The sequence below is a fragment of the Streptomyces sp. NPDC104761 genome (genome assembly GCF_055583445.1).
On sequence record NZ_JBVJNZ010000017.1, the window covers coordinates 53,759 to 78,776 of the forward strand.

A 25,018-nucleotide genomic window follows, 5' to 3' on the forward strand; every position below is an offset into this window, starting at 1 on the left:
TTCGAACCTTCTTTTTTTCCCTACCCTTGTTTTCGTGTCCGTCAAGCTTTTCTTTGGGGTGGTCCCGAGTTCCCCCTTGGCCACGAAAAGGGGGGGGGGGGGGGGGGACCCCCCCCCCCCCCCCCCCCGACTCGGCTCGGCCCGCGGCAGCGCTACGCGTCGACCTTCTCCATGACCTCGTCGCTGACGTCGAAGTTGGCGAAGACGTTCTGGACGTCGTCGCTGTCCTCCAGGGCGTCGATCAGCTTGAAGATCTTCTTGGCGCCCTCCTCGTCCAGCTCGACCTGCATGGTCGGGACGAAGTTGGCCTCGGCGGAGTCGTAGTCGATGCCGGCTTCCTGGAGGGCGGTACGGACCGCGACCAGGTCGGTGGCCTCGCTCAGCACCTCGAAGGACTCGCCCAGGTCGTTGACCTCCTCGGCACCCGCGTCCAGGACGGCACCCAGGACGTCGTCCTCGGACAGCTCGCCCTTGGGGACGATCACGACGCCCTTGCGGTTGAAGAGGTACGACACCGAGCCCGGGTCGGCCATCGAGCCGCCGTTGCGGGTCATGGCGACGCGGACGTCGGAGGCGGCGCGGTTGCGGTTGTCGGTGAGGCACTCGATGAGCACCGCGACGCCGTTCGGGCCGTAGCCCTCGTACATGATCGTCTCGTAGTCGGCGCCGCCGGCCTCGAGGCCGCCGCCGCGCTTGACCGCGGAGTCGATGTTCTTGTTCGGGACCGACTGCTTCTTCGCCTTCTGGATGGCGTCGTAGAGGGTCGGGTTGCCGTCGATGTCGACGCCGCCCATCCGGGCCGCGACCTCGATGTTCTTGATCAGCTTCGCGAAGAGCTTGCCGCGCTTGGCATCGATCACGGCCTTCTTGTGCTTCGTCGTAGCCCATTTAGAGTGGCCGGACATCTGCCTGTCTCCTTCGCGTAACCCATCCAAACAACGAACGCCAGAGATCCTACTAGGACTCCGCCGCCCGGTCCGCGTCCACCATGTCGACGAACAGGGCGTGCACACGGTGGTCGCCGGTGAGTTCCGGGTGGAACGACGTGGCGAGCGCGTTGCCCTGGCGGACCGCGACGATGTGGCCGTCGTGCTCGGCGAGCACCTCGACGTCGGCGCCCACGGACTCGACCCAGGGGGCGCGGATGAAGACGCCCTCTACAGGATCGCCGCCGATGCCGCGCACGTCGACCGCCGCCTCGAACGACTCGTTCTGCCGCCCGAAGGCGTTGCGGCGCACGATCATGTCGATGCCGCCGATGGTCTCCTGGCCCGAGCGCGGGTCGAGGATCTTGTCGGCGAGCATGATCATGCCGGCGCAGGTGCCGTAGACGGGCATGCCGTCGCGCACGCGCGCGCGGAGGGGTTCCATCACGCCGAAGAGGACGGCCAGCTTGGAGATGGTGGTGGACTCGCCGCCGGGGATGACCAGGCCGTCCACCTCGGCGAGCTCCTCGGGGCGCCGGACCGGCCTGGCCACGGCGTCCGCCGCGGCCAGGGCGATGAGGTGCTCCCGTACGTCGCCCTGGAGGGCCAGGACGCCTATGACAGGAGTGTTCATGGGGTTACCAGCCGCGGTTGGCGTAGCGCTCGGTCTCGGGGAGGGTGTCGCAGTTGATGCCGACCATGGCCTCGCCGAGGTTGCGGGACGCGTCCGCGATGATCTTCGGGTCGTCGTAGAAGGTGGTCGCCTTGACGATGGCGGCGGCGCGCTTGGCCGGGTCGCCGGACTTGAAGATGCCCGATCCGACGAAGACGCCCTCGGCGCCGAGCTGGCGCATCAGGGCCGCGTCGGCCGGGGTGGCGACGCCGCCGGCGGAGAACAGCACGACCGGCAGCTTGCCGAGCTCGGCGACCTCCTTGACCAGCTCGTAGGGAGCGCGCAGCTCCTTGGCGGCGGCGTACAGCTCGTTGTTGTCGCAGCCGCGCAGCTTGGCGATCTCGCCCTTGATCTGGCGCAGGTGGCGGACGGCCTCGACGACGTTGCCGGTGCCGGCCTCGCCCTTGGAGCGGATCATGGCCGCGCCCTCGGCGATCCGGCGCAGGGCCTCGCCGAGGTTGGTGGCGCCGCAGACGAAGGGCGTGGTGAAGGCCCACTTGTCGGAGTGGTTGACCTCGTCGGCCGGCGTGAGGACCTCGGACTCGTCGATGTAGTCGACGCCCAGCGACTGCAGGACCTGGGCCTCGACGAAGTGGCCGATGCGGGACTTCGCCATCACCGGGATCGAGACGGCCTCGATGATGCCCTCGATCATGTCCGGGTCGGACATCCGGGCCACGCCGCCGTCCTTGCGGATGTCGGCCGGGACCCGCTCGAGGGCCATGACGGCGACGGCGCCCGCGTCCTCGGCGATCTTCGCCTGCTCCGGCGTGACGACGTCCATGATCACGCCGCCCTTGAGCTGCTCGGCCATGCCGCGCTTCACACGGGCGGTGCCGGTCTCGGGGGTCTGGTTCTCACTGGTGGACACGGGTGACCTCACTCGCTGAAAGAGGGTTTCTGCAAACACCGAGGAAACGCGAGTGGACCAGTCCACAGCAAGGGCCAATGGGAAGGCGGTGGATCGTTTTCCGGTCAGGCCGTGCGCTCGACCAGCGCGGCGGGCGGCTCGTCGTCCATCTCGAAGGCCAGCGGGAAGGGGGCGTGCCCGGCCAGCCGGAACCAGCGGACCTTGCGGTGCTGGCGCAGCCGGCGGGCCGCGCCGACGGCGTCGTTGTGGAAGCGGCGGGCCATCGGGACCCGGCGTACGGCCTCGGCCAGCTCGCTCGCGGCCGCGTCGCCGCCGGGGGCCACCCGGACCTCCTCGACCTGCTGCGGGTGCTCGAAGACGGCCCGCAGAGCCTGGCTCAGCTCGCTCTCCGCGACCTCCCGCTGTTCCTCCTCGGCCTGCCGGGCGGCGTGCGCGGCCTCGTACAGCACGATCGAGGACGCGGGGTCCAGCACCCCCGAGGTCGCCAGCTCCTGGGCCACGGAGGCCCGCCGCAGCAACTGCGCGTCGAGCGCGGCCCGGGCCGCGTCGATGCGCGCGTGCAGCCGGTCCAGCCGGCCGGCGGTCCAGCTCAGGTACAGGCCGATCACCACGAGGGCGGCGAGGATCCAGAGAGTCCAGACGAGCGTTGCGGTCACGGACGGAACGCTATCGGAAGCGCCCACCACGGCGTCCCGTCAGGGGCGCGGGGAACCGCGCGGCCGGCCACAACGGCGCCGCACCCGTCGAACGGCACCCGCACATCGCGGCCCTCCGCGCGGAGCGGCTAGGGCCTGTCTGACAATTCCCGTCGTCGCCCGGAGGGCGGCCTCGCGGCGTCAGGTGCGTGCTCTCGGTGTGCCGGGCCCTGGCCCACGTACTGGACGTACTTGGGTCAGGGCCCGGTGCGGCGAGAGTGCGTGCATGGCGTCGTGAGGCAGGCGGGAATTGTCAGACAGGCCCTAGTCCCGCGCCAGCCCGAACCGCGCCCGCAGCCCCGACCGCTCGTCGGCCGCCACCGCCGCCGCGCCCGCGGTCACCGTTTCGTAGACGGACAGGATGTCCGCGCCCACGGTGGACCAGTCGAAGCGCCGCACGTGCACGCTGCCGCGCTCGCTCAGCGCGGCCCGGCGCTCCGGGTCCTCCAGGAGCCGTATCGCGGCCTCGGCCAGCCCGTTCGCGTCCTCGTTGGCGAACAGTTCGCCCGCCGCTCCCTGGTCCAGGACCTGGGCGAAGGCGTCGAGGTCGGAGGCGAGGACGGGGGCGCCCGCCGACAGGGCCTCGACCAGGATGATCCCGAAGCTCTCGCCGCCCGTGTTGGGCGCGATGTACAGGTCGATGCTGCGCAGGAAGCGGGCCTTGTCCGCGTCGCTGATCATGCCGAGGAACTCGACGCGGGGGCGCAGCTCGGCGGGGAGGGACTCGACCGCGGCCTCCTCGTCGCCCCGGCCGGCCACCAGGAGCCGGGTCTGCGGGCGGGCGGCGAGGATCCTGGGCAGCGCCTTCATCAGGACCGGGAGGCCCTTGCGGGGCTCGTCGATGCGGCCGATGAAGCCGATGGTGTCGCCCTGCCACTCGGGGCGCGGCTCGGCCTCGGCGAAGAAGTCGACGTCGACGCCGTTGGGGATCACGACGGCGTCGCCGCCGAGGTGCTCGACCAGGGTGCGGCGGGCGTACTCGCTGACCGCGATCCGGGCGCTGATCTTCTCCAGGGCCGCCTGGAGGATCGAGTACGCGGCGATCATCGCGCGGGAGCGCGGGTTGGAGGTGTGGAAGGTCGCCACCATCGGGCCCTGCGCCGCCCAGCAGGTCAGCAGGCCGAGGGACGGGGAGGTCGGCTCGTGGATGTGGACCACGTCGAACGCGCCGTCGTGCAGCCAGCGGCGCACCCGCGCGGCGGACAGGAAACCGAAGTTGAGGCGGGCCACCGAGCCGTTGTAGGGCACCGGGACCGCGCGGCCGGCCGAGACGACGTAGGGCGGCAGCGGCGTGTCGTCGTCGGCGGGGGCGAGGACGGAGACGTCGTGGCCCAGGCGGATGAAGTACTCCGCGAGGTCGCGGATGTGGAACTGGACGCCCCCCGGGACGTCCCAGGAGTAGGGGCAGACGATGCCGATCCTCACGACGGTCCCTTCGCGGGGTCGAGGTCGGCCAGCCACAAGCGCTGAAGCATGTGCCAGTCCTCCGGATGGTCGGCGATCCCGGTGGCGAAGGCGTCGGCCAGCGCCTGTGTCATGACAGACGTCTTCGCGGCCCGGTCACCTGACTCGGGTACCTCGATCGGGGCGTGCACCCGGCCCTGCAGGACGGGGGTGTCGTCGTACCAGAGCGTCACGGGCAGCAGTATCGCGCCGGTCTGCTGGGCCAGCAGGGCCGGTCCGGCGGGCATCCGCGCGGTGTCGCCGAAGAAGTCGACCTCGACGCCGGAGGCGGACAGGTCTCGGTCGGCGACCAGGCAGACCAGGCCGCCGTCGCGCAGCCTGCGGGCCAGGGTGCCGAAGGCGGAGCCCCCGCTGTGCGGCAGGACCTCCATGCCGAGGCCCTCCCGGTAGGCGACGAAGCGGTCGTACAGCGTCTCGGGCTTGAGGCGCTCGGCGACCGTGGTGAACGGCGTCCGCAGCTCGGTGGTGACCCAGGCGCCGGCCAGGTCCCAGTTGGCCAGGTGCGGCAGCGCGAGGATCACGCCGCGGCCGGAGGCGAGGCCGTCGGTGAGGTGGTGGACGTCCTTGGGGACGAAGCCGCTGCGGATCCGCTCCTCGCTCCACGACGGCAGCCGGAAGGACTCCATCCAGTAGCGCAGGTACGAGCGCATGCCGGCGCGGGAGAGTTCGCGCAGCCGCTCCGGGCTCGCGTCGGGCCGCACGCGCGCGTAGTTGGACTCGAGCCGCTGGACGCCCTTGCCGCGCTGCTTCCAGACGAGGTCCGCGATGGAGTTGCCGAGGCGCACGGCGGCCGGCTCGGGGAGCTTCTTGACGGTGCTCCAGCCGAAACCGTACAGAGCGTCGGTGACCCGGTCGGCGGCGGTCACTGCCCGGCCTCGCTCCCGTGCGAGGCCTTCTCGCGGTCGGCCGCGGCCTCCGCCTCTGCGGACTCCCGGCGGACCGTGACGACCCGCTGGACCAGGGTGACCAGGCTGCCCACGGCGACGATCCACAGCGCGACCGGGAGCAGGATCTGGATGCCCGGCACGCCGAACTTGTGGAAGCCGGCCAGACCGGCCGCCACGAGCGAGATCACCAGGCGCTCGGCGCGCTCCACGAGACCGTTGACCGCCACCGGCAGCCCGATCGACTCGCCGCGCGCCTTCGTGTACGACACCACCTGGCCGCTGGCCAGGCAGAAGATGGAGACCGCGCACAGGACGTCGTTGTTCCCGTTGCCCGCGTACCAGAGGGCGAAGCCGCCGAAGATCGCGCCGTCGGCGACCCGGTCCAGGGTGGAGTCGAGGAAGGCGCCCCAGCGGCTGGTGCGGCCCAGCTGGCGGGCCATGTTGCCGTCCACCAGGTCCGAGAACACGAACAGCGTGATCACGATCGTGCCCCAGAAGAACTCGCCCCGGGGGAAGAAGACCAGCGCGCCCGCGACCACTCCGGCCGTGCCGAGGAGCGTGACCGTGTCCGGGCTCACGCCCCGGCGGATGAGAAACGCGGCGAACGGTGTGAGGACACGCGTGAAGAATGCACGCGCGTACTTGTTCAGCATGGCCTTCCCGACGGTCGTTGCGCCGTGCGGCCCCTGCTGGCCACCCCGGCTGGCCCATCGTAGCCACGCGCGCGTGCGGGCGACGGGCGGGCACTCTCAGTCGGGACCGGCGGCCCGGCCGGACAGGTCCCGGCTGCGCGATCACGTCCTTCGTATGGACGCACCGTGACGGGAGTGGAAAGCTCGAATAACCGCGGGCGTCATCGGAGCCGCCACCGCACGCGGCCCGCCATGCTCGCCCGCGCCCACAGAGACCTCACCGTGCACGGGAGGCAAAACCATGGGCGACAAGGTCAAGGAACACCCCGGAGCCGCCGGCAGGGCAAGGGCGGCCGACCACCCCGCGTCTGTACGGAATGTGGTGCTGGTCGGCCACTCCGGATCGGGCAAGACCACCTTGGTGGAGGCGCTCGCGCTGACCGCGGGAGCGGTGAACCGGGCGGGCCGGGTGGAGGACGGCGGGACCGTCTCGGACTACGACGACATCGAGCACCGGCAGCAGCGCTCCGTACAGCTGTCCCTGGTGCCGGTCGAATGGAACGGAATCAAGATCAACATCCTGGACACCCCGGGATACGCCGACTTCGTCGGTGAGCTGAGGGCCGGTCTGCGCGCGGCGGACGCGGCCCTCTTCGTCGTCTCGGCCTCGGACGGGGTGGACGGCTCGACCCGGATGGTGTGGGAGGAGTGCGCGGCCGTCGGCATGCCGCGGGCGATCGTCGTCACGCACCTGGAGGCCGCCCGCGCGGACTTCACGGAGATGACCCGGGTGTGCGCCGAGGCGTTCGGCGGCGACGACCCCGACGCCGTGCTCCCGCTCTACACGCCGCTGTACGGCCCGCAGGGCCCGGACGGGCACGCGCCCGTGACCGGCCTGGTCGGGCTGCTCACGCAGAAGCTGTTCGACTACTCCACCGGGGAGCGCAAGGAGTCCGAGCCGGGCCCCGACCAGCTGCCGGACATCGAGGACGCCCGCAACCGGCTGATCGAGGGGATCATCTCGGAGAGCGAGGACGAGACGCTCATGGACCGCTACCTGGGCGGCGAGCAGATCGACCTCAAGACGCTGATCGAGGACCTGGAGCGGGCCGTGGCACGCGGGGCCTTCTTCCCCGTCCTGGCCGCCGCACCGGCCGCCGACGGCGCCCGCCAGGGCCTCGGCACGGTCGAGCTCCTGGAACTGGTCACCGGCGGCTTCCCGACGCCGTTCGAGCACCCCACTCCGGGTGTCACCACCATCGACGGCACACCGCGCGACATCAAACCGTGCGACACCGACGGCCCGCTGGTCGCGGAGGTCGTGAAGACCGCGTCCGACCCGTACGTCGGCCGAGTCTCCCTGGTCCGGGTCTTCTCCGGCACGCTGCGCCCCGACGAGACCGTCCACGTCTCCGGGCACGGCCTCGCCGACCGCGGCCACGAGGACCACGACGTCGACGAGAAGATCGGCGCGCTGTCCACGCCGTTCGGCAAGCAGCAGCGCCCGGTCACGCACGTCATCGCCGGTGACCTGGCATGCGTGGCGAAGCTCGGCCGCGCGGAGACCGGCGACACGCTCTCGGGCCGGGACGACCCGCTGCTCATGGAGCCGTGGGAGATGCCCGACCCGCTGCTGCCGCTCGCCATCGAGGCGCACAGCAAGGCCGACGAGGACAAGCTCTCCCAGGGCCTCGCCCGCCTCGTCGCCGAGGACCCGACCATGCGGCTCGAACAGAACCAGGACACCCACCAGGTGGTGCTGTGGTGCCTCGGCGAGGCGCACGCGGACGTCGCCCTGGAACGGCTGCGCAGCCGCTACGGCGTCCAGGTCGACGTCGTACCGCACAAGGTGTCCCTGCGGGAGACGTTCGCCGGGAAGTCCGCCGGGCGCGGCCGGCACGTCAAGCAGTCCGGCGGGCACGGGCAGTTCGCGATCTGCGAGATCGAGGTGGAGCCCCTGCCGGGCGGCTCCGGCATCGAGTTCGTCGACAAGGTGGTCGGCGGCGCCGTGCCCCGGCAGTTCATCCCCTCGGTCGAGAAGGGCATCAGGGCCCAGGCCGTCAAGGGGGTCGCCGCCGGCTACCAGTTGGTCGACGTGCGGGTCACCCTGCTCGACGGCAAGGCGCACTCGGTGGACTCCTCCGACGCCGCCTTCCAGACGGCGGGCGCGCTGGCGCTGCGGGAGGCCGCCGCGGACGCGAAGATCCACCTCCTGGAACCGGTGGCCGAGGTGTCCGTGCTGGTCGGTGACGACTACGTGGGCGCGGTGATGAGCGACCTGTCGGGGCGGCGCGGCCGGGTGCTCGGCACCGAGCAGACCAGCGGCGGCCGCACCCTGATCAAGGCCGAGGTACCGGAGTTCGAGATCGGCCGGTACGCGGTCGACCTGCGCTCACTGTCGCACGGCACGGCGCGTTTCAGCCGCTCCTACGCCCGGCACGAGCCGATGCCGCCGCAGATCGCCGAGAGGATTCGCGAACAGGCCAAAAACACCTCGTGACCGGTGTCACCGGGGGTGTCCGGCGGGCGGCTTCGGCCGTCCGCCGACGGTTGTCGGTGGCTGGGGATACTCTGACTACTTGATCAACAGGTGTGCGGAGTACGGAAGTCGGGAAGGCCGCAGGAGCGGGACAGCGGCAAGTGGGGGCGGGAATGAGCTTCGAGGACTTCTTCGGGCCACAGGTGCCCAGGCCGGGCGGCGAGGCGCAGGCACCGACCTACGCCCTGGCCTCGGCGGCGTACCGGGACACGCCCATGGAGGAGATCAAGAAGGCCGACAACGAGTGGCACCAGTCCGAGGTCAAGGAAGGCCGCAAGTGGGCGAAGATATTCCGGCCCAACTTCGGTGAGGCGTACTCCCAGGCGATCATCGACCGCATGCTGGGCGTCGGCCGCAAACCCCTCGTCCAGTCCTTCGGCAGCGAGCCCCAGGTGGTCGTCGAGCACTGCCTCGCCGCCAACCGCATCCGCCGGGAGCGCGACAACCGGCTCACCGCCGTCATGTTCCTGTTCGGCGTGCTCTTCCTGCCCGGCCTGCTGGTCTGGCTGGGCGTCTTCCAGCTCCGCGCCACCATGCTGAAGGCCGGCAACAGGCGGGTCTCCGGGTTCGGCAGCGCCCTGCTGGCCGCCGTCGGCGTCCTCGCGGTCCTCTTCCTGATCCGGATGCCCCTCGCCGGATTCTGGGGCTGGTACGCGCGCGGGTGCGTCGTGCTCCCCGTCGTCGGCTGGTACCTGGCCAAGCGGCTGTGCGAGCGCACCGCTCTGGACCTGCGCGAGGCCTGGGGCGGCCTGCTCTCCGGTGGCAGCGTCGGGGCGAAGGTCCCCGAGGCGGTGCCGACCAGCCCCGACCAGGCCGCCGCCGAGCAGCTGCGCCAGTCCCTGGCCCGGCTCAGCGCCGAGCAGCAGTCCAACTCGGTCTTCTACGCGGGCCCCAAGGGCATACTCGGCATGGGCACCCGCTGGGGCTCCTGGCACCTCGCCGAGGAGCTGGTCCCGCTCGATCCGGTCAAGGGCATCCACGAGTTCCGCGCCTGGACGGTCGTCCGGGAGATCGAGAAGGAGCTGAGCGTGCTGCACCGGCAGCACCTGAAGACCGGCGGCTTCCCGACACCGCAGGTCAAGCACTGGATCGTCACCCATGTCGGAGAGGGCGCCAAGGAGGTGTCCCGGCCCGAGGGGACCGACTACCAGGTGGGGCCCGCCGACGTCGAGCGGATCTGCAACAGCAACCACTTCGGCAAGGGCGAGCGGCACTACCTGGGCGTGCAGTGGCCGCACCTGTGGGACGGCGGCCTGATCATCACGATGATGGCCACCGTGACCGTGCTGAAGGAGACCCTGCGGATCGAGGTCACCGGACATGCCCTCGGACCGGTCAACGGCCTGTTCAGCAGCAAGCCCGAGGCCCCCACCAAGACGGTCGCCAAGACCGTCCGGTTCTGGGAGACCCGCACGGTCAAGCTGCCCCTGGTCACCCCGGACGAGGTGGTCCGGCTCGCCGCGCGGGCGTCGATCAGCTGGTATCCGCCGCTGCTGAAGTGGCTCGGCGGCTCCATAGGCCTGCCCGAGCCGTTCGGCCTCCGGCACGCCTGGGCCGACCAGCCGTGGAAGCACCGCTTCATGGCCGACGACGCGCTTCGCGCGGCCACACCGGTGCTCCGGGCGGTGCACCGGGCCGCGTTCACCGTGCTCAAGGAGCACGACGTCAACATGGACAAGTTCAACGCACGGGCGGGAGCGCTCAGCGGTTCGGTCCAGGAGGCGTCGCCGAAGAAGGCCGACACGTACGACGCGTGAGCCTCCTGCGGTTCGCCCGAAGAGGCGGGTGCGGGCGCCTGCCCCTGGGGGCTGCCGCCCCCAGACCCCCGCGCTTCGGCCTGAACGGCCTCGTCCTCAGCCGCCGGACAAGCTGCTCAACGCGACGTCGGCCAGGCCTCGGCCAGCATCTTGCGGGTGTCCGCCAGGAGCTGGGGCAGTACCCGGGTGTGGCCCACCACCGGCATGAAGTTCGTGTCGCCGCCCCAGCGCGGCACGATGTGCTGGTGGAGGTGGGCCGCGATGCCGGCGCCCGCCACCGTGCCCTGGTTCATGCCGATGTTGAAGCCGTGGGCGCCGGACGCCGTGCGCAGCGCGGTCATCGCCTGCTTGGTCAGCTCGGCCAGCTCGACCGTCTCCGGCCCGGTCAGGTCCGTGTAGTCGGCGACGTGCCGGTACGGGACCGTCATCAGGTGGCCGCCGTTGTACGGGTAGAGGTTGAGCACCGCGTAGACGTGCTCGCCGCGCCGGACGACCAGCCCGTCCTCGTCGGACTTGGCCGGGATCGAGCAGAAGGGACAGCCGTCGTCGGCGCCCGGACCGGTCGGCTTGTTCTCACCCTGGATGTAGGCCATCCGGTGGGGCGTCCACAGGCGCTGGAACGCGTCCTGCGTCCCCACTCCGATCTGCTGCTCCGGCTCACTCGTCATGCTAGGCAGCATATGGCTTCGCCCGTTCGCGGCGTGTCGCCGGGGCCACGGGAAAGCTCCCGGCGGCCAAGCTGGGCGGATGGACGAGGACAGCCGGCTGAACCGCTGGGACCGCAGGACCGACCTGGTGCTCGGCATCGCGTCGCTGGTCTTCCTCGGCTCGTACGCGGTGCATGTGCTGCTGCCCCGGCTGCCCCACGCGGCACACGTCGTCTTCCTGACGCTGCTGTACACGGCCTGGGCGATGTTCGCCGTCGACTACGCGGTGCGCTGGCGGCTCAGCGGTGAGGGACCGGGGTTCGTCCGGCGGCACTGGCTGGAGACAGTCGTCCTGGTGCTGCCCCTGCTGCGGCCGGTGCGGGTGGTGCGGACCTACGAGTCGATCCAGCGGCGGCGCGGGGAGCCCCGGCTCTCGCTGCACGCGCGCGTGGCGGCGTACTCGACGCTGTCGATCTCGCTCCTGGGCTTCTCCGGCGCCCTCGCCGTCTACCAGGTCGAACGGTCGGCCCCGCACGCCAGCATCCGCACCTTCGGCGACTCGCTGTGGTGGACCTGCTCGACCCTCTCCACGGTCGGTTACGGCGACTACGTCCCGGTGACCACCCTGGGGCGGTTCATCGCCGCGGGGATGATGGCCTGCGGTCTGGCCCTGCTGGGCACGGTCACGGGGTCGTTCTCGTCCTGGATGCTGCAGCGGTTCGCGCTGAGCGAGGACGGGAGAAGGCCCCCGGAGAACTGATCCCCGAGGGCCTTGGACGCAGCCGGGTCAGACCTGGGTCCGGTCCTCGACCACCTTCACGATCTTGGCGATGGCCTCGTCGAACGGGATGCCGTTCTCCTGCGAACCGTCGCGGTAGCGGAAGGAGACCGAGCCGGCCGTCATGTCCTCGTCGCCCGCGATGACCATGAAGGGCACCTTCTGCTTCTGGGCGTTGCGGATCTTCTTCTGCATCCGGTCGGAGGACGCGTCGACCTCGACCCGCAGGCCCTTCTTCCGGGCCTCGGCCGCGAACTTCTGCAGGTACTCGACGTGCCCGTCGCCGATCGGGATGCCGACCGCCTGGACCGGCGCCAGCCATGCCGGGAAGGCGCCCGCGTAGTGCTCCAGGAGCACCGCGAAGAACCGCTCGATGGAGCCGAACAGGGCACGGTGGATCATCACCGGACGCTGCTTGGAGCCGTCGGCCGCGGTGTACTCCAGGTCGAACCGCTCGGGCAGGTTGAAGTCGAGCTGGACGGTCGACATCTGCCAGGTGCGGCCGATGGCGTCCTTGGTCTGCACGGAGATCTTCGGGCCGTAGAAGGCGGCGCCGCCCGGGTCGGGGACGAGCGGGAGGCCCTGCTTCTCGGCGACCGAGCGGAGCGTCTCCGTGGCCTCCTCCCAGACCTCGTCGGAGCCGACGAACTTCTCCGGGTCCTTGGTGGACAGCTCCAGGTAGAAGTCGGTGAGGCCGTAGTCGCGGAGCAGGTTCAGGACGAAGGTGAGCGTCTTGTCGAGCTCCTCCGCCATCTGCTCCTTGGTGCAGTAGATGTGCGCGTCGTCCTGGGTGAAGCCGCGGGCCCGGGTCAGGCCGTGCACGACGCCCGACTTCTCGTACCGGTACACGGTCCCGAACTCGAAGAGACGCAGGGGCAGTTCACGGTAGGACCGGCCGCGCGCGTCGAAGATCAGGTTGTGCATCGGGCAGTTCATGGGCTTGAGGTAGTAGTCCACGCCCTCGTCGAGCTGCATGGGCGGGTACATGCCGTCGGCGTACCAGTCCAGGTGCCCGGAGGTCTCGAAGAGCTTCCCCTTCGTGGCGTGCGGGGTGTAGACGAACTCGTAGCCCTCCTCCTCGTGCCGGCGGCGCGAGTAGTCCTCCATGACCCGGCGGATCACGCCGCCCTTGGGGTGGAAGACGGCGAGGCCGGAGCCGATCTGCTCCGGGATGGAGAACAGGTCCAGCTCGCTGCCCAGCTTGCGGTGGTCGCGCTTCTCGGCCTCGGCGAGGAAGTCGAGGTACGCCTTCAGCTCGTCCTTGGACGGCCAGGCGGTGCCGTAGATGCGCTGGAGCATCGGGTTCTTCTCGCTGCCGCGCCAGTAGGCGGCCGCGTTGCGCATCAGCTTGAACGCCGGGATCAGGCGGGTGGAGGGCAGGTGGGGACCGCGGCAGAGGTCCTTCCAGCACAGTTCGCCGGTCTTGGCATCCAGGTTGTCGTAGATCGTCAGCTCGCCGGCGCCGACCTCGACGTCCGCGCCGTCGTCGCTGGACGCGGAGCCCTTGAGGCCGATCAGCTCCAGCTTGTACGGCTCGTCGGCCAGCTCGGCGCGGGCCTCCTCGTCCGTGACGACCCGGCGCGCGAACTTCTGCCCGCGCTTCTGGATCTCCTGCATCTTCTTCTCGATGGCCTTGAGGTCATCGGGGTGGAAGGGCTTCTCGACGTCGAAGTCGTAGTAGAAGCCGTCCTTGACCGGCGGGCCGATGCCCAGCTTGGCCTCGGGGAAGAGCTCCTGGACGGCCTGGGCCATGACGTGGGCGGTGGAGTGGCGCAGGATGTTGAGGCCGTCCTCCGAGGAGATCTCGACGGCCTCGACGGTCTCGCCGTCCTGCACCTCGTACGCGAGGTCCCTGAGCTCACCGGCCACCCGGGCGGCGACGACCGCGCGCTCGCCGGCGAAGAGCTCGGCGGCCGTAGTGCCCGTCGTCACCACGCGCTCTTCCCGCTCGGAATCGCGTTGGATGATCACACGGACGTCTGACACCGGTCTCTCCTGACTGAAGACGAATGCGGGCGCCGTACCAGGAGCGCGCGCAATACCGGATCGTACCGACCCGGCACCGTCGATCGCTAAACGGTTACCCGCCGTCCCCGGTCAGTCGCAGTCGTCGCCGCTGCACGCCTCCTCGAAGAAGTCGAGGTTCTCCTGCAGCGACTTCATCAGCCGGTCCCGCTCGGCCTCGTCCACCTGGACCGGTGCGACCCCGAAGGCGCCGGACAGCCGCCGGAAGCCGCCCCGGCTCTCCAGCCGGCCGTGCACCCGCACCGGGAGTCCGACGAGGTGGGCCTGGCCGGCGATCCGGTAGTCCTCCTCGTCGAGGGTGACCCGGACGTAGGGCACCTCGGCGCCGGCGATGACCCGCAGCCGTACGGCGCCCTCGCCGCGCGGCTCGGAGCGGCGCATGCGGACGACGGTGCCGGTGACCCGGACCGCGACCGAGGGCTCGTCGCGCAGATACCGGGCGCCGGCCTCGCGCAGCACGGGCAGGTCGCCGGGTGAGAACTCGATGGGCTCGGGGGTGGCCGCGCAGTCGTCGGGGACACCGGCGCCCGGTGCCCACGCCACCGAGACGCGGGCGCCCTCCGTGCCGCGCACGAGCGTGACGAGGGCGTCGGTCAGCTCCCGGCTCACACCCGCCTCGACGGCGCCGTCGAAGGCGTCCATGCCGCCGGTGGCCCGCTGGTAGTCGATGGCCTCACGGGCGGCGTACAGGGCCTGGTGGAGGCGTACGGCGAGGGGCCGTGCGGTGCCGACGGGCACGAAGGCGGCAAGGCCGCGCCCGCCGTCCGCCGAGCCGACGAGGACGGACTCCAGCATCGCGGCGGCGGCGCGCTTGTGCCGGGCGCCGTAGTAACCGGCACGCGCGCGCGTGGCGAGCGCGCCGGCCAGCAGGGTCTGCCGGGCAGCGGTGCGCAGCTGCTCCTCGACCGTCCAGGACGCGGCGTCCACCGGTCCGCTGGGCACGTCCCGCCACCAGCGGATCTCGTCGCTGGGCACGGCGAGCCCGACCAGTACCTCACGCGCGGCGGGGGTGCCGCTGCGCACGAGAGCGGTGAGCGCCTCCACGAGCAGGTCGTCACTGTCCGGGAAGGCGCGGCTCTCGGGTACCAGCAGGCTGGTGCCGGTGCCGCCCGGCCCGGGTGGGGTCCAGCGGCCGTAGCGCCCGGGTGCTCCCCCGCGCCGCTGCCAGCCGTGCCGGCGCAGCAGGGCGCCCAGCACGGCCGGGTCGACCTCGGCGGGCTCGGGGGGACGGTTCCAGTGCGGACCGTGGAGATCGTCGGGATGCGGCCGGACCTCCCGCAGCTGCTCCTCGTACGGACGGTGCCTCATGGTCTGCCTCCCGTCCCGACCCGCGTCATGATCTCGCAGAGCGCCCGGTCGTCGAAGATGCGCGCGGTCGGAACCCGCACGGTGGTCCGGTGCCGGCCGGTGATCGGGTGCCCTGCCAGGTTGACCCAGTAGCAGCAGTGGCGCAGATCGAGCCGGTCGTGGCTGGCGCGCAGCCAGTCGTCCTGGGAGCGCGGCACCAGCATCACCACCAGGATCTTGTGCACCGACACCGGTGTGCGGGCGAGCTTGCGCAGGTGGTCGTTGTCCAGCGTGAAGGAGAAGAAACGTCCCAATCGGGGGGACGGGGGCGTAGCCCTCTCCGTTGAGGGTGGTGCTGGGAGACGGGTGGGCGGGTTGGGGGCGATCTGGTACGTGCACTTGAGCTGCACCTTTATCGTCACCTCGTCGTCGACGGTGTGACCGGGCGAGCCGTGGCTGACGTGCCAGTCGATGCCGTTGTCCGGGAACGGCTGGGACAGCGAGCAGCCGGCCGCCGCCGCGACGGCGTGCAGATAGCCCACCTGCAGTGTCTCCATGCATGCGGTGGTCGCGAGTGTGCCGCGATGGGGGCCCGTGCGTTCGGGCAGCAGCCCGCCCCGCTCGGGCTGCGCTATCGCCATGACCAACAGCCTTCCCAGCCAAAGAGTTTCCCCGTGGCGGGCCGCTGAACTGCAAAGACCCGCACTCCTGTTGTGTCCTTCCGGCGTACGCCGCAAACGGCCCGGGTATCACCAAACGGGCAGAAGACGGAACGTCATCTGCCGTGGGTGAACGAGGAGTTGTATTGGCATGACGTGCTGGTACGAGGGGCCCCTGGCGGCCTTCGACACGGAGACCACGGGCGTGGACGTGGAGACCGACCGCATCGTGTCCGCCGCGGTCGTCGTCCAGGACGCCCCGGGCACCCGCCCCCGGGTGACCCGCTGGCTGGTCAACCCGGGTGTGCCGGTGCCGGAAGCGGCGACGGCGGTGCACTGGCTGACGGACGAACACCTGCAGCGCAACGGCCGCTGGCCGGCGCCGGTGATGCATGAGATAGCCGAGGAACTGGCCGAGCACGCGGCGATGCACCGCCCGCTGGTGGTGATGAACGCGCCGTTCGATCTGACGCTGCTTGACCGGGAGTTGCGCCGGCACCGGGCGTCCTCGCTGGACCGCTGGTTCGAGGTGAGCCCCCTGCTCGTCCTCGATCCCCGGGTCCTGGACAAGCATCTGGACCGCTACCGCAAGGGCCGCCGGACCCTGACCGACCTGTGCGCGCACTACGAGGTCAGCCTCGAAGGCGCGCACGACGCGGGCGCGGACGCGCTCGCGTCCCTGGAGCTCGTACGGGCGCTGGGCCGCCGTTTCGCGGCCCGCCTGGAGCGCCTGACCCCGGCCGAACTGCACACCCTGCAGACGACCTGGCACGCGGCGCAGGCGCGCGGCCTCCAGGCGTGGTTCACCCGCAGCGGCACACCGGAGACGGTGAGCCAGGACTGGCCGCTGCGGCCGGAACTGCCGACGGCGGCGTGACGGGCGGGGCGCCACCACCGGCGCGCGACCGGCCGGGAGACAGACGGGCCCGGGCCGCGAAGTCCACCGTACGGCCGAGGGAACGAACAAGGCCGGCCCGCTGGCGCGGACCGGCCTTCCCGGTGGTGGGCGATACTGGGTTCGAACCAGTGACCTCTTCGGTGTGAACGAAGCGCTCTCCCACTGAGCTAATCGCCCGGGAACGGAGAGAACGATACAGGTACCGGCGGGTTTCGTTCAAACCGCTCGGAGGTGCCCGAGCAGTCCGCGCCGTCCCGCCCGCATCATCAACCGGTGGTTGGCGCGGAAGAACGGCCGCCCGGGGACGGCGAGTCGGCGCAGCAGCGGCTTGTTCACGTCGACGACCTGGTCGTAGCGGGCGAGGGTGCCGGTGCCGTCGGGGGTGAGCGTCCAGCGGGACCAGCCCTCGATGTCACCGGTCATCGCCGCCTCCAGCAGGCCGGCCCCCGGATCACGTCGCGTCTCCCGCGCCGTGAACGTCATGTCGTACGGAAGGACGGAACGGATCGTGATGACCCCCGTCGTGTCGTTCAGCCGGTTCACCGACCGCACCTGCGGCCACCAGCCCGGATAGTCCTCGACCCGCTCCAGCGCGTCGTAGACGACGGAGCACGGCACCGGCAGGGACCACAGGCTGCGGAAACGGTAGTGGGTCCAGTCCATGGACGGAGTCTGCCCGGCCGGCCGAAGTGAGTACGCGTACTCATGCCCCTGTGGAGTGACCTGGACCACACTCGCCGGTACGAGCGCCGCCGCCCGTGCGACGGCGCTCCCCCACCCCTCTTACGAGGGCATCCTGTCGCCGAGCAGGGCCAGGTTCTCGATGGCGGCGAGCCCGTAGAGCGCGGTGTCGTTGGAGGACACCCAGCTCGCCTCGCCGCCCGCGACGAGCGTGACCGGGCCGGAGAGCGGCTCGGTCTTCCACGGCGAGGACTCCGTGTAGCCGTCCGAGCTGTAGAACTTCGTCCACGCGCGCTGGGCGAGCGTCGCGTCGCCGGTCTGGACGGCGGCGTAGGCGTCGAGGCGCGAGTGGCCCTGGAACAGCAGCAGGGTGCCGAAGTCGGAGCCGTAGCGCGCCGCCTGTTCCGCCTTGGTGGCGTTGAAGTAGCGGCAGTAGTCGAAGTACGCCTCGTTGAACTTCGGCATGTCGACCAGGTGGATGAGTTCGGCGCAGAGTTCGTTGAGACCGAAGACGGCCGAGAGGTGGGAGACCGACACGACCGGAGTGGTCGCCGTCGCGAACGTACCGGTGTCGAGGTCGTACAGGCCGCTGCCCTGGACGAACCCGTTGGGCTGGGCGGCGATGCCTTCCATGGTCGACAGGACGCGGGCCCTGGCCTTCTCCCACTTGGGGCCCTTGCGCTCCCACTCGGTCAGCCAGGCCGAGACCAGGCCGCTCCAGTCGGTGCCGAAGCCGATGGACAGGGCGTGCCGGTCGGGGGTGTAGGGGTCGGTGCGGACCTTGCGCTGCGGGTCGAGGACGAGGAACGTCTCGTCGGAGTCGACGTTGGCGGCCATGAGGTCGCCGACGCGTTCGTCGGCGGTGAGGAAGTAGTAGAAGCGCCGGTAGGTGGTGTTGGAGATGCGCTGCTGTTTGGCGCTGTCGGCGTAGTGCTGGATGCCGTGCCGGGTGCCGAGTCCGGCCCACTGGCCGATGTGGTAGACGTCCACCTCGCCGGTGTGCCGGGTGAGCGCCTCGGCGAACCGGAAGATGTCCGCGCGGCCGCTCCTGAGGTACGCGTACCAGAGCCACAGGTCGGGCGAGAGCTCGGAGTTGTCCCAGGCGTAGCCTCCGACGTCGTACCGCCACTGGTGGCGCACGGTGTCGTAGGTGTGCATGAAGTCGCCGTAGTCCCAGAAGCCGTACCAACGGCGTTGCTCCACCTGGTCCTTGTAGTAGGTGAAGAGGAAGTCGAGGTGGTCCTCGATCTTCGCCTTGGCGGCGGTGGAGCGGTCGGGCTCGGAGTAGAGGCCGGGGCCGAAGACCTTGGCCTTGATGAGCTGCCGGGGCGGCGCGGTGAGCTGCGGCAGCGTCCGTACGGCCGCCGCCTGTTCGGCCAGCGCGTCCGCCGAGGGGGTCGACTCGTTGGCCCAGAAGAGGAGTTCGGAGGTGCGGGCGATGCCGTAGGGGGTGCCGAACCCCGGCTCGTAGTCCTCATAGGTGATGTTGAGGCCTTCGAGCTGTTCGGCGTAGGTGTCCTGGCCCATGCCGTCGTGGTAGAAGCGCAGGTCCATCGGCTGGGCCTCGGGCGACCAGAGCCAGAGGGTGACCTCGGCCGTGTCGGTGTGCGCGTCGCGGATGTCGAGCTGGGCCGGGAACCTCTCCCAGAAGTCCCTGAGGCCGAAGGAGAGTCCGCCGCTCGCCCCGCCGACGTAGCCGAACCCGGAGGCCCGCCTGCCGCCGCCGGCCGCGATCCAGCCGTACCCCTTCTTCGTGCGCTTGCGCAGGGTGAAGCCGTCGGCGGAGAGCTGGGCGAGGGTGTAGTCGCCCCAGTGCGGGATGTACGGGAGGCGGGTGGTGACGCGCTGGTCCCAGGTGGACGGGTCGGCGAGCTTCTGCCCGGCGTACTGGGCCGCCTGGACGGTGGCACCGGGGTCGCGGCGCAGGCCGGTGATGCCCTGGACGGCCTCGCGCAGCAGGCCGGAGCCCTCGCCGCCGATGCGCACGTGCCGGTCGTAGGCCTCGTCGCGCATCGGCACGCTGAAGCGGACGCCGAGCCCGCGGATGAAGTCGCCGCTCGCCCTGCCGGGCTCCTGGGTGCCGTCGTAGGTGATCGTGTGGACCATGCGGAAGGAGTCGGCGCCCGCGTAGAAGTAGAGCCGGATCGAGAACGGCAGCCAGCTCCGGCTTCCCTTGCGGTGCTTGCCGTCGACGCGGACGACGGCCCGGACCGGGCCGTCCTGTTCGACGGTGACGGAGTCGATCGCGCCGTCGAAGCGCTCGGTCCTGACCGTGCCCTGGTCCTCGTCCTCGATCTCGGGCTGGCGGACGAGGACGAGCCGTCCGTTCCCGGCGATCTCCGTCGAGCCCCGGGTGACGGACTTGACGATCGTCGAGCCGTTCTTGCCGATCTTCACGGCGATCACGCCGGTGGAGACGTCGATCGTGCCGCCGTGCTCGTCGACGGTGACCCGCTGCGCCGGGGCGGCCGGGTCGCCCGCCGCGAGGGTGAGCTTGCCGTTGCCCGAACTCACGGCGTGGGCGGTCCACTTGAGGGAACCGTCGGGCCAGTGGGCGAGCGGCCAGGACTGGACGGGCACGTCCTTGCCGTCCTCGTCGGCCAGCGCGAAGGTCTGGTCCTCCTGGAAGGCGCCCATCGGCCAGGGCACGCCGACGGTCGAGCCGGGCGCGGCACCGAGGCCGCCGTCCTCCAGCCAGTCGAGGGTCACCGGGTCCGCGTCGGCGGCCTCGGCACCGGGCGCGGCCTGCGCGTCCTTCGCGCCCAGCGCCCAGCTGAACCGGGCGGCGGCGCCGGCGACGGCGGCCGCCTTGAGAAGGGACCTGCGGGGGATGGGAGACATGGTCCGCCTTTCCGTGCGGGTGCTGGGGGAACGGAACGTTGCGATCAGGTGCATGACAGAGGGAGGTGTGGCGTCCGGGCGCCGCACCTGGTGCGTGGCCGGTCAGCCGTGCCGGCGTCGGTGCCGTTCCTCGACCGCGACGGCCGCCGCCGCCACCGCGCCCAGCACGGGTACCGCCAGCGGCGCGATGAGCAGCGCGGAACAGACCACGAGGACCGCTCCCCCGACGAGCAGGAAGGAACCGCCGGGGTCCACGACGGTACGGCGGCCGGCCGCCGTGAGCAGGGCGCGCCAGCGGTCGCCGGGCGCCCAGACGGCGGCCGCGCGCAGCCCCGCGACCACGAGGCCGATCACCGCGAACAGACCCACGGCACCGACGAGCGGCCCGCCGGGCAGCCCGGCGCGCACCGCCTGGACGTCCGTCCAGGCGGCGGCGACCGCACCCCAGCCCGCGAGCCCGAGGAGCCAGCCCCCGCGGACGGCGACCCGGAAGTCCGCGACGAACTCCCGCCAGCCGCCCCGCACCTGACCGGTACGGCGGCGCAGGTGCCGGGCGCCGGCGGCGAAGGCGGCCGGGTAGGTGACCACTCCCAGGGACGCGACCGCGATCCACACCCCGGTGAGCAGGCACTCGGCGAAGATCCCGAACCGCTCCGCGAAGACGGACGGCCTTGCGCGCACGTCGGCCACGACGTCATCAGCCCTTCAGTCCGGAGGTCGCCATTCCGTCGATCAGATAGCGCTGGAAGGCGAGGAAGAACAGCAGCACGGGCAGCAGCGCGACGAGGGACATGGCGATCATCCCGCCGTAGTTGGCGGCGACGCCGTCGGAGTCGCGGAACATCATCAGGCCGAGCGAGACCGTGTACTTGCCGGGCTCGTTGAGATAGATCAGCGGGCCCATGAAGTCGTTCCAGGCGTTGATGAAGGTGAAGATCGCGCTGGTGATGAGGGCGGGCCGGCACAGCGGCAGCACGATCGACCAGTAGATGCGGAAGTGCCCGCAGCCGTCGAGCCTGGCCGCCTCGTCGAGTTCCCGGGGCAGGTTCCGCATGAACTGCACCATCAGGAAGACGAAGAACGCCTCGGTGGCCAGGTACTTGCCGATCAGCAGCGGGGTGTAGGTGTTGATCCAGCCCAGCTTCTGGAACATCACGTACTGCGGGATCAGCAGCACGTGGTACGGCAGGAGCAGGGTGCCGATCATCAGGGAGAAGAGCAGGTTCCGGCCGGCGAACCGGATGCGGGCGAAGGCATAGGCGGTGAGGGAGCAGGAGACCAGCACGCCGACGACGGCGCCGACGGCGTAGAAGAGGGAGTTCTGGAAGAACGTCCAGATGCTGATGTCCGCTATGCCGTCGGCGAGGCCCTTGAAGTTGGACAGGATGGGGTGGGCCGGGAACAGCTGGAGGCTGTTGATGATGTCCTTGCTGGGCTTGAAGGACGCGCCGATCACCCAGACCACCGGGTAGAGGATGACCGCGAGGACCAGCAGGGCGCCGAGGTGCCAGCCGAGGGAGCCGGCCCGGCGCCGGCCCGGCAGGGAGCGGCGCAGCGGGGACGGCTTGGTGGTGGTCGCGCTCATCGGGGGCCCTCCTCGTAGTGCACCCACTTCTTCTGGGACCAGAAGAGGACGGCCGTCACCAGGGCCACGGCCAGCAGCAGCATCCAGGCCATCGCGGCGGCGAAGCCCATCTGGGCGTTCTTGAAGCCCTGCTCGTAGAGGTAGCAGGTGTAGACGAGCGTGCCGTCGGCCGGTCCGCAGGTGCCGTTGGAGACGACGTACGCCGAGCCGAAGATCTGGAAGGAGTGGATGGTCTCCAGGAGCACGTTGAAGAACAGCACCGGGGAGATCATCGGCAGGGTGATGTTCCAGAACCTGCGCAGCGCTCCGGCGCCGTCCATCTCTGCCGCCTCGTAGAGCTCCTTCGGCACCTGCTTCAGGCCCGCCAGGAAGATGACCATGGGCGCGCCGAACTGCCACACGGTCAGGGCGACCAGACTGTAGAGCACCCAGTCGGCGTTGCCGACCCAGCCGCCGACATGCCAGCCGAAGAAGGACTGGGTACGGTCCACGATCGCGTCGTCGGAGAAGAGCGACCGCCAGACGAAGCCGACCGAGACGCTCGCACCGATGAGCGAGGGGGCGTAGAAGGCGGCCCGGTAGAAGGCCTGGCCGCGGCGGCTCTGGGCGAGGAGGAGCGCCACCCCGAGGGCGAGCAGCAGCTTCAGCGGGGTGCCGATGACCACGTACTTCGCCGTCACCTCCACCGACTTCTGCCAGCGCGGGTCGTCGAACATCTTGGTGAAGTTGTCGAGCCCGACCCACTTCGGGGAGTTGAAGAGGTTGTAGTCGGTGAACGCGAAGTAGAGGGAGGCGGCCATCGGGCCCGCGGTCAGCAGCAGGAAGCCCGCGATCCACGGGGACATGAAGAGGTAGCCGGCGAGGTTCTCGCGTCGGCGGCCGGGCCGCCGCCCCGCGGAGGCGGAGGCGGCCGGACGCGTCTTGCGGGCGGCGGCCAGGGAGTCCTTGACGAGCGTCACGGCAGGTCCCCTCAGGCCTGGAAGGCGGCCTCGGACTCGGTGAAGAACTGCTTCACCGCGTCGGAGACCTTGGTCTTGCCCTGGCCGAGGTCGCCGCCGATGCGCAGGAAGGCGGCCTCGATGGTGTCGGCACCGGAGGGGTGCGGGGTGATCGTGCCGAGGACGCCGGCCTTGGCGGTGTCGTCCTCGTACTGCGCGATCTCCTTGTTCACGGCGTCCGTCGGCCGGTACGCCGTGTACTGCTCGGTGCTCGCGAGGATTCCCCGGTCGTAGCCCATGATCTTGCCGACCTCGGGGTCGTGGACCATGAAGTCGATGAACTGCGCGACCTCCTTGGGGTGGGCGGTGCGGGTGGAGGCGCTCAGCATCAGGGAGGCGAGGTACTGCCCGGTGTGCTTGCCGTCCGTGGTCGGGATCGGGGCGAGGCCGTAGGTGCTGTCGCCCTCGGCGGAGTAGCGGACGGTGAAGTTGTCCCAGGTGAACTCCGAGGCTCCGTGCCCGGCGGAGAGGGAGGACTTGGGCGTGTCCTGCTGGACGACCTTGGGGTCGGTGACGAGGCCCGCCTTGACGCGGTTGTAGCCGTCGGTCCACCACTCCGTCAGGTCGGCCTTGTCGAAACCGAGTCCGTCGGCGGTGTAGAAGGCCTTGCCGTTCTGGCGGAGGTAGAGGTCGTAGAGGTACATGATGGTGAAGTAGCCGGTGTCCCCCGCGATCTTGGTCTTGTCGTGGATGGTCTTCAGCGCCTTGAAGTAGTCGTCCCAGGTCCAGCCCGTGTGCGGCTCGACACCGGCCTTCTCGTAGACCTTCTTGTCGATGACCAGCGCCATGGTGTTGGAGCCGACGGGGATTCCGAGCTGCTTTCCGTCGACCTCGCCGACCTTGGTCACCCCGGCCCGGAAGTGATCCAGGCTCAGATTTCCTGCCTGGATCTGTGACTTGAGGTCGAGCAGAATTCCGCGCTTGTCGTACTTCCGGAGAAAGGTGACGGCATTTTGGAAAACGTCCGGGGGATTTCCGCCGGCCGCCTGGGTCTGGAACTTCTCCCAGAACGACGCATACGTCTGAAAGTCGGTCTTGACCTTGATCTTCGGGTACTTCTTCTCGAAGAGCGCGATGGTCTTGTTGATCTTCTGTGCGCGCTCCTCGGCGCCCCACCACGAGTAACGGATCGTCACCGTCCCGTCCCCGGAGCCGGTGCCGCCTCCGCACCCGGTCGTCGCGGCGAGCCCGAGCGCCGCCGCCGAGGCCCCGGCCGCCTTCAGGATGGTCCGTCTCTCCACATGCCTGCTGGTTCCCACAGTCGGGCCCCTCCCCGCAGCGTCGCCGACGCCTGCATGAATCGTTTCAAGTAAGCGCTTGCTGGCACAAGTTACGGAGGGGCCGGTGAGGCGTCAATGATGCGGACAGGAATTTCTTGCGAGCGGGGCCGGCGGGACGAGGCCGGGCGGTGCGGTCGCGGGAGGGCAGAGGCGGACGACGTCGCAGGTGAGCGGCGTGTGATCGAGGGGCCGAACGTGAACAGGCCCACGCGAAGCGGCGGTTACGGGTTGGCTTCGGTGAGGGGGTGACGGGGTGGGGTGGGCCGCGGCAGGCAGTGGTCGGAGGTGTGAGACCTCGGCGGACGGCGCCGATGCCCCGTCGCGTGAGACGCCACGGGGCCGACCGTCCACGCCCTCACCGCCACCGTCGTCCCCGGCCGTCGCCCTCGCCCTCCCCGTCGCTCTCGCCCTCACCCTCGCCCGCATCGACAATCGTCGCGAGCGCCTGAGGCTGCGTAGAGCGACCGCGCCGGGGCCGGGCCGGGGCGGGACGGGCGGAGTTCCGGGAACCCGACGGCTCGGAGGCTCACTGGGCGGCTGCACCGCGGGCCCGCGGCTCCGCAGGCCCGCAGACGCGCGGCTCCGCAGGCCCGCAGACGCGGGGCACCGCCGGCTTGCAGACGCGGGGCTCGCAGGCGCGTGCGCCTCACGCCCGGCCGCTCGCGAAGCCTCGCAGGGGCAGGACGCCCTCGCACGCCATGCCACCCGCCCCGCACGGCCCTGGCCGCAGTCGCGCCGCAGAGGTGGCCGCGCCGTCGCCGCCGTGAGCGCAGCACCCCTCCCCGAGGCACAGAACGACCGCGGGGGGGGGGGGGGGGTGGGGGGGGGGGGGGGGGGTGGGGGGGGGGGGGGGGGGGGGGGGGGGGGGGAGGCTTTGTGTGGTGGGGGAGCGCGC

The 25,018-nt window shown here is 70.7% G+C and carries 20 protein-coding genes, 1 tRNA gene and 1 pseudogene; 4 read left to right on the top strand and 18 right to left on the bottom strand.

Going from position 1 to position 25,018, the window contains the following annotated elements:
• Positions 1–152 precede the first annotated feature (152 nt).
• The 7 genes and pseudogenes from ACZ63F_RS35500 to pgsA form a co-directional block, all read right to left on the bottom strand.
• Positions 153–905, bottom strand: coding sequence for a YebC/PmpR family DNA-binding transcriptional regulator (locus ACZ63F_RS35500; RefSeq protein WP_351960527.1), 753 nt, complete (start codon positions 903–905; stop codon positions 153–155).
• Between the two features lie 52 nt (positions 906–957).
• Positions 958–1,560, bottom strand: coding sequence for a pyridoxal 5'-phosphate synthase glutaminase subunit PdxT (gene pdxT / locus ACZ63F_RS35505; protein ID WP_469717516.1), 603 nt, complete (start codon positions 1,558–1,560; stop codon positions 958–960).
• Positions 1,561–1,564: 4 nt separating this feature from the next.
• A complete protein-coding gene (gene pdxS / locus ACZ63F_RS35510) occupies positions 1,565–2,470 on the bottom strand; it encodes a pyridoxal 5'-phosphate synthase lyase subunit PdxS (protein ID WP_093505318.1) in 906 nt (301 codons plus the stop codon).
• Positions 2,471–2,574: 104 nt separating this feature from the next.
• Positions 2,575–3,126, bottom strand: a complete 552-nt coding sequence (locus tag ACZ63F_RS35515) for a LemA family protein (protein ID WP_469717518.1) — start codon at positions 3,124–3,126, stop codon at positions 2,575–2,577.
• A 303-nt stretch (positions 3,127–3,429) separates the two neighbouring features.
• Positions 3,430–4,590, bottom strand: a complete 1,161-nt coding sequence (locus tag ACZ63F_RS35520; protein WP_469717521.1) for a glycosyltransferase family 4 protein — start codon at positions 4,588–4,590, stop codon at positions 3,430–3,432.
• Positions 4,587–5,495: a phosphatidylinositol mannoside acyltransferase gene (locus tag ACZ63F_RS35525; protein WP_469717523.1), complete on the bottom strand. Its 909-nt coding sequence runs from the start codon at positions 5,493–5,495 to the stop codon at positions 4,587–4,589. The genes ACZ63F_RS35520 and ACZ63F_RS35525 overlap by 4 nt, the downstream gene beginning before the upstream one ends.
• A pseudogene (gene pgsA / locus ACZ63F_RS35530) lies at positions 5,492–6,227 on the bottom strand (phosphatidylinositol phosphate synthase). The gene ACZ63F_RS35525 and the pseudogene pgsA overlap by 4 nt, the downstream one beginning before the upstream one ends.
• Before the next feature lie 222 nt (positions 6,228–6,449).
• Between pgsA and ACZ63F_RS35535 the strand changes: the two are divergent.
• The gene (locus ACZ63F_RS35535; protein WP_469717525.1) at positions 6,450–8,648 is read left to right on the top strand and encodes an elongation factor G-like protein EF-G2; all 2,199 of its coding nucleotides are present in this window, start codon (positions 6,450–6,452) and stop codon (positions 8,646–8,648) included.
• 152 nt (positions 8,649–8,800) lie between these two features.
• Positions 8,801–10,444 (top strand): hypothetical protein, encoded by a 1,644-nt coding sequence (locus ACZ63F_RS35540; RefSeq protein ID WP_469717527.1) that lies wholly within the window; start codon positions 8,801–8,803, stop codon positions 10,442–10,444.
• A 116-nt stretch (positions 10,445–10,560) separates the two neighbouring features.
• Here the strand turns inward: ACZ63F_RS35540 and ACZ63F_RS35545 are convergent, their stop codons facing one another.
• A complete protein-coding gene (locus ACZ63F_RS35545; RefSeq protein WP_469717529.1) occupies positions 10,561–11,124 on the bottom strand; it encodes an HIT family protein in 564 nt (187 codons plus the stop codon).
• A gap of 67 nt (positions 11,125–11,191) precedes the next feature.
• On the opposite strand from ACZ63F_RS35545, the gene ACZ63F_RS35550 reads away from it, so the two are divergent.
• Complete coding sequence (locus ACZ63F_RS35550) at positions 11,192–11,851, top strand: potassium channel family protein (protein ID WP_469717531.1); 660 nt, start codon at positions 11,192–11,194, stop codon at positions 11,849–11,851.
• Positions 11,852–11,878: 27 nt separating this feature from the next.
• On the opposite strand, the gene thrS is transcribed toward ACZ63F_RS35550, so the two are convergent.
• The 3 genes from thrS to ACZ63F_RS35565 form a co-directional block, all read right to left on the bottom strand.
• Complete coding sequence (thrS, locus tag ACZ63F_RS35555) at positions 11,879–13,855, bottom strand: threonine--tRNA ligase (RefSeq protein WP_469717533.1); 1,977 nt, start codon at positions 13,853–13,855, stop codon at positions 11,879–11,881.
• Positions 13,856–13,966: 111 nt separating this feature from the next.
• Positions 13,967–15,202 (bottom strand): hypothetical protein, encoded by a 1,236-nt coding sequence (locus ACZ63F_RS35560; protein ID WP_469717535.1) that lies wholly within the window; start codon positions 15,200–15,202, stop codon positions 13,967–13,969.
• Positions 15,199–15,822 (bottom strand): DUF4365 domain-containing protein, encoded by a 624-nt coding sequence (locus ACZ63F_RS35565; RefSeq protein ID WP_469717537.1) that lies wholly within the window; start codon positions 15,820–15,822, stop codon positions 15,199–15,201. Before ACZ63F_RS35565 ends, ACZ63F_RS35560 begins: the two co-directional genes overlap by 4 nt.
• Positions 15,823–15,991: 169 nt before the next feature.
• Between ACZ63F_RS35565 and ACZ63F_RS35570 the strand changes: the two genes are divergently transcribed.
• Complete coding sequence (locus tag ACZ63F_RS35570) at positions 15,992–16,717, top strand: exonuclease domain-containing protein (RefSeq protein WP_469717539.1); 726 nt, start codon at positions 15,992–15,994, stop codon at positions 16,715–16,717.
• 123 nt (positions 16,718–16,840) lie between these two features.
• Here ACZ63F_RS35570 and ACZ63F_RS35575 read toward each other — a convergent pair.
• The 7 genes from ACZ63F_RS35575 to ACZ63F_RS35605 form a co-directional block, all read right to left on the bottom strand.
• Positions 16,841–16,915, bottom strand: a tRNA-Val gene (locus ACZ63F_RS35575).
• Positions 16,916–16,954: 39 nt separating this feature from the next.
• A complete protein-coding gene (locus ACZ63F_RS35580) occupies positions 16,955–17,401 on the bottom strand; it encodes an SRPBCC family protein (RefSeq protein WP_469717541.1) in 447 nt (148 codons plus the stop codon).
• Positions 17,402–17,521: 120 nt separating this feature from the next.
• Positions 17,522–20,260, bottom strand: coding sequence for an exo-rhamnogalacturonan lyase family protein (locus tag ACZ63F_RS35585; protein WP_469717543.1), 2,739 nt, complete (start codon positions 20,258–20,260; stop codon positions 17,522–17,524).
• A 102-nt stretch (positions 20,261–20,362) separates the two neighbouring features.
• Positions 20,363–20,941 carry a hypothetical protein gene (locus tag ACZ63F_RS35590; protein WP_469717692.1) on the bottom strand — a complete coding sequence of 193 codons (579 nt, stop codon included), beginning with the start codon at positions 20,939–20,941 and terminating at the stop codon, positions 20,363–20,365.
• 16 nt (positions 20,942–20,957) lie between these two features.
• On the bottom strand, positions 20,958–21,845 hold the full coding sequence (locus ACZ63F_RS35595) for a carbohydrate ABC transporter permease (RefSeq protein ID WP_469717545.1): 888 nt from the start codon (positions 21,843–21,845) through the stop codon (positions 20,958–20,960).
• On the bottom strand, positions 21,842–22,804 hold the full coding sequence (locus tag ACZ63F_RS35600; protein ID WP_469717547.1) for a carbohydrate ABC transporter permease: 963 nt from the start codon (positions 22,802–22,804) through the stop codon (positions 21,842–21,844). Before ACZ63F_RS35600 ends, ACZ63F_RS35595 begins: the two co-directional genes overlap by 4 nt.
• A gap of 11 nt (positions 22,805–22,815) precedes the next feature.
• The gene (locus ACZ63F_RS35605; protein WP_469717549.1) at positions 22,816–24,102 is read right to left on the bottom strand and encodes an ABC transporter substrate-binding protein; all 1,287 of its coding nucleotides are present in this window, start codon (positions 24,100–24,102) and stop codon (positions 22,816–22,818) included.
• Between the last annotated feature and the right edge of the window lie 916 nt (positions 24,103–25,018).